The organism is Paenibacillus aceti (assembly GCF_003614185.1).
GTDB classification, from domain to species: Bacteria; Bacillota; Bacilli; order Paenibacillales; family Paenibacillaceae; genus Fontibacillus; species Fontibacillus aceti.
The window spans coordinates 150,002-161,563 of sequence record NZ_KZ987724.1 but is presented as its reverse complement, the minus strand read 5'-3'; the positions used below and the strand labels follow the sequence as shown (position 1 = coordinate 161,563).

The 11,562-nt window shown below is 50.6% G+C and carries 7 protein-coding genes and 1 riboswitch; of the genes, 1 reads left to right on the top strand and 6 read right to left on the bottom strand.

Annotation, left to right across the window (positions count from 1 at the left end; all coding sequences use genetic code 11):
• Positions 1-349: 349 nt before the first annotated feature.
• Positions 350-565: riboswitch (cobalamin riboswitch) on the bottom strand.
• A gap of 68 nt (positions 566-633) precedes the next feature.
• Genes BFJ94_RS00655 through BFJ94_RS00645 form a run of 3 tightly spaced genes read right to left on the bottom strand, consistent with a single transcriptional unit; the run spans position 634 to position 2,974 of the window.
• The gene (locus BFJ94_RS00655) at positions 634-1,599 is read right to left on the bottom strand and encodes a TRM11 family SAM-dependent methyltransferase (protein WP_240431884.1); all 966 of its coding nucleotides are present in this window, start codon (positions 1,597-1,599) and stop codon (positions 634-636) included.
• A gap of 33 nt (positions 1,600-1,632) precedes the next feature.
• Positions 1,633-2,283 carry a histidine phosphatase family protein gene (locus tag BFJ94_RS00650; protein WP_229716803.1) on the bottom strand — a complete coding sequence of 217 codons (651 nt, stop codon included), beginning with the start codon at positions 2,281-2,283 and terminating at the stop codon, positions 1,633-1,635.
• 34 nt (positions 2,284-2,317) lie between these two features.
• On the bottom strand, positions 2,318-2,974 hold the full coding sequence (locus BFJ94_RS00645; protein ID WP_120460237.1) for a TetR/AcrR family transcriptional regulator: 657 nt from the start codon (positions 2,972-2,974) through the stop codon (positions 2,318-2,320).
• Positions 2,975-3,299: 325 nt separating this feature from the next.
• On the opposite strand from BFJ94_RS00645, the gene BFJ94_RS00640 reads away from it, so the two are divergent.
• The gene (locus BFJ94_RS00640; RefSeq protein WP_120460235.1) at positions 3,300-4,565 is read left to right on the top strand and encodes a Gfo/Idh/MocA family protein; all 1,266 of its coding nucleotides are present in this window, start codon (positions 3,300-3,302) and stop codon (positions 4,563-4,565) included.
• Positions 4,566-5,070: 505 nt separating this feature from the next.
• Here BFJ94_RS00640 and BFJ94_RS00635 read toward each other — a convergent pair.
• The 3 genes from BFJ94_RS00635 to BFJ94_RS00625 are packed head-to-tail and all read right to left on the bottom strand — an operon-like array spanning position 5,071 to position 11,505.
• Complete coding sequence (locus BFJ94_RS00635) at positions 5,071-8,277, bottom strand: cohesin domain-containing protein (RefSeq protein WP_120460233.1); 3,207 nt, start codon at positions 8,275-8,277, stop codon at positions 5,071-5,073.
• Positions 8,274-9,836 (bottom strand): cohesin domain-containing protein, encoded by a 1,563-nt coding sequence (locus BFJ94_RS00630; protein WP_120460231.1) that lies wholly within the window; start codon positions 9,834-9,836, stop codon positions 8,274-8,276. Before BFJ94_RS00630 ends, BFJ94_RS00635 begins: the two co-directional genes overlap by 4 nt.
• A gap of 16 nt (positions 9,837-9,852) precedes the next feature.
• The gene (locus BFJ94_RS00625) at positions 9,853-11,505 is read right to left on the bottom strand and encodes an S-layer homology domain-containing protein (RefSeq protein WP_162944099.1); all 1,653 of its coding nucleotides are present in this window, start codon (positions 11,503-11,505) and stop codon (positions 9,853-9,855) included.
• Positions 11,506-11,562: the final 57 nt, after the last annotated feature.

The following is an 11,562-nucleotide window of genomic DNA, read 5'->3' as shown; positions in this document are numbered from 1 at the left end:
GATCAAAAGCAGACTTTTTGAACTACCTTCAAATCGGGTTCAAAAATTCCAGTTTTCAGCACCGAGAAGGTTGGATGAAGGCGGGCATGAGGAGCGCAGCGTACGTAGTGGGTACGTGAGCACCGGAAGGCCCGGCTGAATTCAAGATTCGACGTCGAATCGGCTTCTTGGCTTGCTTCGTGTTCAAAAGTGGAATTTTTGAATTACCTCTTCCCCTTAAAATTAGAAAGACCCGATCCGATGGACGGATGGGGTCACGTCTACAAACTCATGCCTGATCCGAATAAAGCAACTGCGTGCATCCGGTGGCAAGCTTAGCTTGGCAGAACGTTATCCTCTCCTCGAAGGACCGTCTCATCTACTCGCGGCAGGTCTCCTGGCTTACAGGGGAATCGACTTGAAGCCCGCCTTCCCATCCCGCAGGCGGATGCCTGTGGACAGTGGCATTTGGACTTCGTCCCTGTTACAGTGGCGGGACCGCGCCGGATTCACACCGGCTTCCCTTTTCACCCGAGCGCATGGCGCTAATCGCACCGACTCAGGACCAACGAGCATTAAATTTAATTAGCTTGAAGCAAGGCTATCTTCTCTATTGGATTATAGGTGAAAAGGAGAATGAACACAATATACCCTTTATTCACCCCGAGATTCGCTCCGACAAAGCCACACATTCCGGACAAAAGAACCCTTAGCGACCTGCCCCTGGTCGATGATTTCCAGGCCGACTTCACGGATCTCCTCCTCTAGCGGCTCTGAAGATACGATTACTGATCGGCCGCTGAACCGCTTCAGGCTCTCCAGCATCCTGATTCGCTCATGGCGCGGAAGCACGGAGCAAAGGTTATAAGGCATATCAAGAATAGCGGCATCATAATGCCCTTGAATCTCGTTCATATCACCGATTTCCACCAAACCCTCGGAATCATAGCCAAAATAGTGCAAATTCGTGCGCGCCCCCTGGATCGCCAGCGGGTTAATATCTCGGCCGACAATCTGTATTCCCATCGAGAGAGCCTCAATCAACACATTGCCCATGCCACAGCAGGGATCAATCATCCGCCTTCCCGCCGGCTGCGGCGCGGCTATATTCACTAATGCGCGAGCGACGGCTGTGCTTAGTCCGGTCGAATAATTTTGCGGCTTATGCTTATGCTCGAGCCAGATCGACCGCGCTGGATAGCATCTGCCCAGTGTCCAACGTCCGTCCCTGACCAGCAAGCCATAAATCAGATCGGGCGTGCGCATCTCCGCCTGACCGCGAATCACATTTCCTACCAGGCGCTCAAACTGTCTCTGCTGCTCATAGCTGCATGGGTCACCATCTTTAATATATTTTACCTTGAAAGTATGATCCCCGATCTCCAACGCGGCCGCTTGCTCCAGCAATTCCTCCCAATCCGCCTCACTCACCACAACATCCATCCGCATCGAAAAAAATGGGCTGCGGCTCGGATCGATCCGTAGGGTAGTGTCCACAATGGTATGCGGCCCGACAGTCTGCCCAAATAGCGCCTGCAGCTCCATTCTGCACAGATCACGCTCGGTCTCATGGCAGGCAAAAGGGTATATATAACGACCAGAGTGTTCCGGCTGCTTCATAAAAATCTTCATTCCTTTCCGCGAAGTTAACTCTTAGAAGACTTGCAGCTTGACGATCTCCCCAGGTGAAACCCGACTATCCCAGAAGCCTATGTCTGGACTCACAAGCGTCTTCAGCAAGGATATCACGCCGCCATGGGTGACGATCAGGAGAACCGCTCGGCGACGCTCTCGTTCGTTCTTGCTCCGTTGCTGACCAGGCCCAAATTCGTCGGTCCTCCCCGGTTGAACGCTTCTGTCCGCAAGCTCCTTAGACACCTGCATCAACTCGCTATAGAAGCTGGTAACGCGTCCATGGAACTGCTCCCACGACTCGCCGTCGGACGGGGTATACCGCTTGGGATCGTCAATCCAGGCTCGGTAGCGCTGATCATGCTTCAGCTTTTCATAGGTCTGGCCTTCCCAGGCACCGAAGTTCAATTCCCGCAGGCGCGCATCGTAGCTGACTTGGTCTATCAGATCAGGACGGATCCATTGCAGGGTCTGCCGACAACGCTTCAGATCACTGCAATATACACCGGCAAAGCCCATCCCCGCAAGCTCACCTCGCAACGAAACGAGACCATTCTCCTCCCCCGGCAATAAGTCCACATCACTATGCCCCTGATACCTGTGCTCCACATTCCATCTGGTCAAACCATGCCGAATCAGCCACCATTCCACACCACCACAATTATGCAGCAAACTAACGCCTCCCGTTCCAGCCTACTATGTAGCGCTATCGTCCATCCGCAGAATCCGCAGCTAAGGAAGAGGTCAGGAAGTTCGTTAAATAGTTGAGCATTTCCTTCGAGTCCACCTTGCTCTCCGTCTTGTAAATTTCGCTGCGCACGGCAATTCTCTGGGTTGTGCCCATCATGATATGCGACAGGATCTGCGCCATCATCACCGGGTCCGTCTCCCTGCGAATCGATCCATCGCGAATCCCTTCCTCAATAATTTGTTCAATGCGAACGATTCCCTGCTTGGTGAAGCTCTGATACCTTTCCTCCAATTCCGGCGTCGGATAAGAGGACTGATAGAATTGGTCGAACATAGCGGCAAAGCAGAAGTAGTCCGGATGAGCCCGGTACATACGAATAAAGGTAGCAAAATAATCCTGCAGCTTCTCAAGCCCGTTCTTCCCTGTTAGCTTTTCGTCCAGTAGACCACTCATTTCATTCAATATCTTGATCTGGATATCAAACACGATCTCGTGGATCGAATTGTAATATTTATAGAGAGTGACCCGGCTAATCTCCGCCTTCTTGACGATATCGACAATGGTGATAGACATAAGCCCCTTTTCCAGTACGAGATCATAGGTAGCCTCCATAATTTGTTCCCGCCGCTGCTTGCGCATTTGATCCAATTCCTGCTCCCATTTGGTTCCCAATCTTATCCCTCCGCTTCTCTATTCTTCACGTTCACCACTAGTTCGCAATCTTCGCCATCTATTAGGCCATCTTCTATTCTGTGTTCACACTATATCCATCGCGTAAATAGCCTTTATGTTGCCTAGCGTACACTATCCATCAGCTGAATTCAATACAAGCCGGTCAGGTATGAACTCTATCATCTGCCCGATGATTTAATAGCGATTAATAAGGTTGACACAGTGTTAACACCATAATAATATGGAGGTAGGTAGTTACACGATGTAAATATAGTTTATCCCGTGTATTATGTATTCTGAATGACGACAATGGAGGAGATTTCTCATGAAAAAGGTTACAGCCGTACTGATCGGTGCCGGGAACCGCGGCGCTCTGGCTTATGCCACCTACGCACTACAGCATCCGGAAGAGCTGCAATTCGTCGCAATCGCCGAGCCTGATCAAGGCCGAAGAGAGGCTTTTCAGAAGGCCCATAACCTTCCGGATTCCGCTTGCTATACGTCCTGGGAGGAGATGCTGCGTGAGCCTAAGCTCGCGGATGCGGCTCTGATCTGTACTCAGGATCAATACCACTTCGAGCCAGCGATCAAGGCTTTTGAAGCGGGCTATCATCTCCTGCTGGAGAAGCCGATGTCTACAGACCCGATTGAGGTTGTGAAGTTGGGGCAGCATGCTGTTAAATACGACCGCATATTCAATATCTGTCATGTATTGCGCTATACGGAGTTTTTCGGGACACTAAAAAAAATCATCGAGGACAAAAAAATCGGCGACCTCGTCTCCATCCAGCATAATGAGAATGTGGCCTACTGGCATCAGGCTCATAGCTATGTCCGCGGCAATTGGAGGAATTCAGAGGAGTCCAGCCCGATGATCCTGGCCAAATCCTGCCATGATATGGACATTCTGCTGTGGCTGGCTGGAAGCGATTGCAGAAGTATATCCTCCTTCGGCTCGCTATCCCATTTCAAGGCGGAGAATGCGCCGCCTCAAGCCACCGACCGCTGTACTGACGGCTGTCCTCATGCGGAGGAATGCCCGTTCTTCGCTCCGAGATTCTATCTTGCTAACGAGGGCTGGCGCTATGCGCTCACCAATGATGTAAGCGAAGAAGGAACGATGAAGGCACTTCAGGAAGGACCTTACGGTCGCTGCGTCTATAAATGCGACAATGATGTGGTCGATCATCAAGTAGTTAATATCGAATTTGAAAATAACGTTACGGCGGCTTTCACGATGTGCGCATTCACGAATGAGTACGCAAGAACGATCAAATTGATGGGTACTCGCGGCGAGGTGAAGGGTATTATGTCCTTCAATAAATGTGAAATTGAAGTTACCGACTTCCTTACGGGTCAGAAGGAGCTAATCCCTCTGGAATCAGGCGTCGATGATCATGGCGGTGGTGACAGCGCACTGATCGGCAACTTCGTCAAGCTCGTTCGTGAGGATCGAATCCACGAGGGATTATCCTCAGCCAGTGTGTCGGTGCAGAGCCATCTGATGTCCTTCGCAGCCGAGAGATCCCGCCTGAAGAACCAGGTGGTTGTATTCAAGGATTTTGCGGAAGAGATTGAATTCAGAAGCTAGATTATAAAACAGATCACAAGGGGCTGTCTCAAAAGTCGTTCTTCCGACTTGAAAGACGCCTCTTTTGCGTGCCTAAAGATGTGAACATCCCCCTGTTCTGGCCAGATCACTCGGACACGGATATAAATGTCCGTTAGCGTTGATTCTGTGGCATTCCGCCCTTGTAACGGACAATAATGTCCATTACAAGGGAAGTTTTCGTGAAAAATGGCATTTTGTGCTTCTAAGGGTCAAAAGTGTCCGTTAGAGGTGGGTAGTGGTCGTTTTCAGGCTCTAACGGACATTTGTGACCGCTAGATCAGCGGAGTGTCCTGACCGTCCGTGTTTGTCTCTTGCGCCACGCAAGCTTAATAGATGGTACAAGGATCGAAGCCGACGCGAAAAAATACGGAGTTTGGGGATTGTGGCTTTGGCCCACAAAAAAAGTTGGACAGAAAACATGACGTTTCTCCGCCCAACTTTTTATTTTAGAGGCTTATTGGACGGCCCCTTGTCATTTAACGGCTTACTCCAGCGCTTTCAGTACGACCAGCGCCAGATCGCTGATATCCAGAATTCCGTCGCCGTTCACGTCCAGCATCCGGTTGCTGTCATCCACTGGCTTGCCTAGTTGCTTAGCCATCAGCGCCGCATCCTGGGCATCGACCTTATGGTCCTTGTTCAAGTCTTCTGCAGCATAACCAAACTGTATGCCAAGCTTCACATCGTCAGACAACGAATGGGATAGCTTGGTGATGTCCGCATTCTTATCAGTAAATAGCGATTTTTTACTTATAACCAGATGTGCAGCTTCGGCAAATTGCTTCGACTTCACTGTAATTTGAGCAATATCCACACTACCGCCTAGCACCCGGTCTCCTAACTGGGTAGCTAGAATATTGAGCTTGCCCTTCGTCTTATCCTGATTCCAGCCTAAATAGGCGTTGGAAGCGGAGCCGAAGTCTCCAGCCATTTGTACATCTACCACTTCAAAAAGAGCGGGATCAAATTCGAGGGCTGCCTGCACGGCATACAGATCAGTCACATCTTGAGCCTGCAAAGTCACGTTAAAGGTCTCCCCTACGATGATTTCACCATCAACCTTCAACTCCAAGCTGCCTGCGGATTGCCCCTCGAAGATCACATGGTCATAATATCCAATCATCATATTCCATGCCGAGGAATATAAGGCGATTCGCGCATACGCCGCTTGCTCCGGTGCCACCCCGGTCGCAGAGATGTCGATCCACTCCTTTTGCGGCATGCCTTTGATCACCGTGCCACTAGCTGAACCGACCTGTTTACCTGACTTATCATAAAAATATAACACGATCCCAGAATCATCCGTTCTTGTACCTTCAATCAGCCCCTGCTCAATATACAGCTTGGCTGCGGCCGTATATTCACCGCCGCGAACTACCGGAACCGGATCGCTAAGATAACTACCTATTCCTCGATCACCTTGCACCTCATCAAAAACCTTCAAGCTCTGGCCTGAATCTCCGCAGTAGCTGCGTTCCTTCGACAGGCTGAACTTGACCTCGGAAGCGGTATTCGCATTGCTCCAGCCCGGAATCGTTCCATCCGCATGGAGCGGCTCCTCGAAGCAACCATTTCGTACGGAGGTCTGTACGCTGGTTGACTCGGTAATCGGGATCATCATCAGCTTCGTACTATTCGAGTAATAAATTTGCTCATGTCCTTCGGCGTCCTTGGCCAGCGTCATGAAGCTCATCTCGAAGTTACTCGGTGTTAATGAGCGGTACTCCATAGTATCTGGATCAACTACCGTCATCCGGTTTGCCAGTCCAGCGTAGAGCAGTCCGTCCTCGCCCCAGCGGAAGTAGTATGGACGCCACATCCCGTAGTCCTTCACATCAGTGTATATATTCTTCTGCTTTACGATGGATAGATCATCTGGATTCAGGGCGAACAGGATTCCGTCGACCCCGCCCCACAGCAAGCCATCCGGGCCTATGGTGAGGCCGCTGATCATGCGGTGTGTACCTAGTCCTTTAAGAGCAGTAAGCTCTGTGTGCATCGTCATTTTCTTTTGCGCGATATCCCAAACGAATACCTCCGGGTTATTCTTCGGCATCATCGTATTCAATCCGCCGGATTTCGTCGTTGAGCCATAGATTTTCCCATCTTTATAAGCCAGGCCAATAATACTGTGGTCTTTGATCATATCGCGATAAACTTGCTTTTCACCTGTTGCCAGATCGTAAATCGTCAGTGCCCCGCCTAACTCCCCATAGTTCGGAATTGTGCCGATAATCAGCTTACCATCTGCATACTCCATTTTATACGGTCTGTCTTGATCAGAACCGATCGTGAACAGCAGCTTGGGATCACTCAGCCTCTCACCGGAAATATCCACTTCATAGATATGTCCGCCGGGATAGATGCCGTAATACACTTTATTGCCAACCGAGATAATTCCTTCGGCTTGACCGATCGAGATACTGGTGACTTGATTCGTTGTCGGGTCAAATACTGCGCCATTTCCACCCGGATAAGCGGTCATATACAACCGTCCATCTGTGCCCCGCTCCAGATTGTGAATCGGAATCGGGCCACCCTTGGCAGCGACGCCCGGCATATCCTTGCGTATTCCTTTTTTAACATCGAGAGCGGATAGTTTCCCATTCGCCTGAATCGTCACTATCGTACGATCCGGGGTAAGTTCAGGGTCCTCCATATTGACCCAGGCTGCCCCGCGCAAGGAGGTGCCGAAGCTGATCCCGGTATTTCTCGTCTCCAGCGTCGCTAGATCAACCTCCAGAATGCCGCCATGAGCAGGCACATAGGCTTTACCGTCAGCAACCGGAATTTGATTGTAGCTCATCACTCCTCTGTTGCTAACAGGATCAACGCCGATATATTTATTCTCCCATTTCTTCTCTTCAAGGTTGTAATACACCATGACCAGCCCTGATTTATCTCCGCTAGCTTTGACGAAGAGATATTTATCCACGACCGCCATATCATAGGCAAATTCAATCTTCTCGTGCTCTATACCGAGGATGCCTGGCACCTCATCAGAAATGATCTCCGAGGCTCCGGTCTCCACATTCACCTTAACGACCTCGAACGGCATCGCCATGCCAGCATAGATATAGCCGTCATAATAAGCCATAGAGCGGATATAATTATGATCTGCTACCAAGCTGCCATAATCCCTCAATTCCTTAGTCGTCGGATTATATTGGAACAGCTTGCCGTTATCAAAGGTACCGACATAGACATTCCCGGCAGAGTCGGTCGTCATCGACCATAGCGATTTCTCACTGCCGACCACAGTCAGCTTCTGGACCTGCTTGGTAGCTGGGGAATAGCTCCACAGTTCCCCTGTCCCCGATGAAGTAATGGCGGCGATATAGACGGTTCCATCCGGCGCTATCACATGTCTCCACGATTGGGCGACACCGGCCAGCTCAAAATCGCGAATCCGCTCATTATTCTTCACATCAATCACATTAAATACAGCCGGAGTGGTCGAGACCGTCGTGTACAAAACCTGCTTGCCATCCTCCACTCCCATGACACCGTCATTGATCGATACGGAAGTGATTGGATGTCCCAACTCCACAGGTGTTCCAAATTTCATTTTTGATAATTTGCCCCCCTGCTCCGAGGCTGCCTGTGCCCCTGATGGCAATATCAAGCTTAGTCCCAGCGTGACAATGAGTAATAAAGAAAGCGAATGTTTTCTTATTCTGCGCAGGTTCATAGACTCTGCCCTCCTTCCTTCTCATCAAGCAGCTGTGACAAGATCACATCGGTCAGCATTTCGACATCTGCCTGGTCAATTCTGCCGTCATGATTCACATCAAATTTCCAGTTATCATTCGTTACCATTTGCCCGGTCAGCTTGGCTACCGCCATCACATCATAGAGATCGATCCTGCCGTCCCCGTTCACATCCATAGAAGCTCTGCGGACATATGAACTCACGCTCTCCGCTTCACTGCTTACATAAATCTTGTTATTCTGAACTCCCTCGGTATCCTGAACACCGGCGCCTTGCAGTAGAGTTACATCCACTTTCTCCACTTCACTAAGCACTTTGAAGGTTATATTCAGTACCTGCTTATCCTCGCTAACAGAGGCCCCCTCTGGCTTAGCTACCGCGAATGTAAGAACTCCGGGTTCATCAAGACTCCATTCTACAAGCGTTAATCCTTCTTCATTAAAATCATCCGCTACGGCGACATCAATGGCCTCCAGCACCATCGGATCATAGGCCAGGCTGCCGGATGCAGTCTGCACGTCTACAGCCCGACTGAGCATGACCTTGGCTTCAAGGGTCTGGCTCGCTAAGATCCCTGTTGGCATTTGCAGGTGCAGGGCTCCCGGCACCTTCTGCTCCTGCGGCGAGGTTAGCGTAAAGTCATCATAAAACGCACCGGACTCCGCCGTAAAATAGTTGGATATAGAAGCAGCTACCCTGGCATAAGCCGCATTGGCTGGAGCAACCCCTTTTACCGTTACTCGTGTCCATACTCCGACTTGCCTTAAATGAACAATATTCTCGCCATCTTTATCTGTATTAACCTGTTTGCCTGCCTCATCATAGAAACGCAGCACCAGGCTTGCTCCACCTGCATTTCCCGCATTGGGAGCAATATAGATCATGGCAGAAGCATTATACTCATACCCCGGAGTGATTGGCCGCTCATCGCTTTGCATATAGATTGGCAATGTATTTGATTTATCCACCAGCTTCAGACTAGAGTTGCCGTAATAGCGCACATCCTGTGTTATTTCATAGGAAGTTGCCTCATTTGGCGCAAAAAACATGCTCCAGCCTGGAATCGTCCCATCAGTATTTACCGGCTGCTCAAAGCCACTATTAAAAAGCGGTTCAACCGTATACACCGTCTGGGTCACCGTAACAACCTGGTCGTCCTGATCTGTCAAAGCTCCTTCTTCCACTGTTTGCCCAGCATCATTCTGTTCGTCCACAGGCTCAGCGGATTCTCCGGGTTCACCCGATTCAGCACCTTCAGCATTCTCTGCATCCTCTGCTTCCTCCGATTCGCCAACAGGCTCCTCGGTAGCTTCCCCTTCATTGCCCTCGATCACATCGTCAGTTCCATTGGTAACCTCAGAGACGCCGGGCTGCGAATCCCCCGGTTCATCCTTCGAGCCATCGGCCAGCAGATCCAGATCGATCGTAGAAGCCTGAATCGGCGCAGGTATCGCCATGAAGGACGGCAGTACCAGTAATAAAGCCAAGGCGGCCATGCTTCCCATTTTTCCTAGCTGCTTTAATTTGGAGTTTATCATTCGCGCTTCTCCTCCCTTAGTTCAATTGCTGAAGCATCTTCCAGATGAATACTGCCGTATCCGCACGATTAGTCGGCTGCTTCGGCATAAAGCGGTTCTGGCCGATCCCTGATACAAGCTTCATCTCTCTGGCCTTATTCACCGAATCCTTCGCCCAGCCACTAATCGCCCCAGCATCGGCGAACGTCTCGGTAGAAGCAACGCTGTTGTCCGCAGTCAGCTCCAGATTACGTAAGGCATTCATGGCGATCACAACCATCTGCTCCCGGGTCACCGCATCATTCGGTCTGAAGGTACCGTCACTGAATCCGTTAATAATACCGAGCTTGCGCAACACAGCGATATCCTCGGCATACCATGCCTCTGCTCCTACGTCAGAATAGGTAGCCTCAGCCGGGTTGACGGCATCAAGCAGATCCAGATTAAGCGCTCTGACGATCATCGAAGAAAACTCAGCCCGGGTCACTTGTTTACTTGGTGAGAATAAGATGTCTGATGTACCGTTCACGATATGTCTCGCGGTCAATACATCAACCGCATATTTGGCCTCCGCATAGATTCCTGCGATATCCTTATACGGCTTGGAATATTCCTGAATGCGATACTTGCCTGCCTGCTTCACGCTGATCACAAATTTCGCGGCATCCGTCTGGTGCATAGCTCCACGCACATATTCCCAGATTCCGGTAGTTTCATCATAATGGTACACACCCAGCTTGTTGACATCCCGCCCAGCGAGCGTATATTCCATCACCGCTTGCAGCTGCGCTTGAGCAATTTGCGGAGAATCCAGCTTCCATTTGTGCAGTGCAGCTATAATACTCTGAAGCAATGAATCATACTGAGAAAGGTCAGCGGCGGAAATGACGTAGACGGCATCCGCACCTGTTCCCTCTTTGCTTACTGGCATCTGGGAAAGCCCTGTAACCGTCGCTTCAGCTGCCTGCAGCAATGCCTGCTTCTCTGCAGCTGTTGGCTCTTCCTTCAATCCGCTAAGCAGCGCCTGCAGCTTCTCCGCAGCCTTCGTCGGGTCCTTCTCCTTCAGGACATCCTTCGCTCCGTCGATCATAGTAGGACCTGACACAACTGGCTGACTACTAGATCCCGCCTGCCCGCTACCACCGCTATAATCCGGCGCCTTGCTATCCTGCTTCTCGATTTGGACAGCGATCGCATCGCCAACTTCGGATGTAAGCCTTTTCATATCCTTGTAGCCTTGTTCATTCGTAGCCCATGCACTCCCCACCGCTTTAACACGCTGGAGCTCAACTTCTACGCCTTTATCCTGCAATGCTCTGAACGTCACATCGGCCAGATGAACGGTAGCTTGCGGGTTAGGCTGCAGTTGCTTTCTGACCAGGGGCAGATAGAGCTCCCCTTTGGTCGCGTCGATCTGATACGCATCATAAGCATCATACCCTGCTCCGGCTTTTACTTCCTCCACCCGCAATGCCTGGGCATCATAAGCTAATACAACCTCAACAGCGAATAAATCCTCGAACTGCTCCCCATGAATCTGCAGCTGGAATGTATCCCCGACGCGGACATTGCTGACATTCCCGCTCAGGGTAATCTTCGAGCTCTCCGCCGCCCGTACACCTGCACTCCCGTAAGTAAAGACCGTGGAGCTTAGCAGGATCAGGCATAGGGCCAACATCACTTTTCTCATCCTAACTTCCCCTCTCTTCGGATCAAGAATCATCACAAATTAAGCCGATAATGTACC

Bases quoted from the DNA above. Each gene is read 5' to 3' on its own strand.
- BFJ94_RS00655 (WP_240431884.1), bottom strand. From the start codon at position 1,599: ATGAAGCAGCCGGAACACTCTGGTCGTTATATATACCCTTTTGCCTGC.
- BFJ94_RS00640 (WP_120460235.1), top strand. From the start codon at position 3,300: ATGAAAAAGGTTACAGCCGTACTGATCGGTGCCGGGAACCGCGGCGCT.
- BFJ94_RS00635 (WP_120460233.1), bottom strand. From the start codon at position 8,277: ATGAACCTGCGCAGAATAAGAAAACATTCGCTTTCTTTATTACTCATT.
- BFJ94_RS00630 (WP_120460231.1), bottom strand. From the start codon at position 9,836: ATGATAAACTCCAAATTAAAGCAGCTAGGAAAAATGGGAAGCATGGCC.
- BFJ94_RS00625 (WP_162944099.1), bottom strand. From the start codon at position 11,505: ATGAGAAAAGTGATGTTGGCCCTATGCCTGATCCTGCTAAGCTCCACG.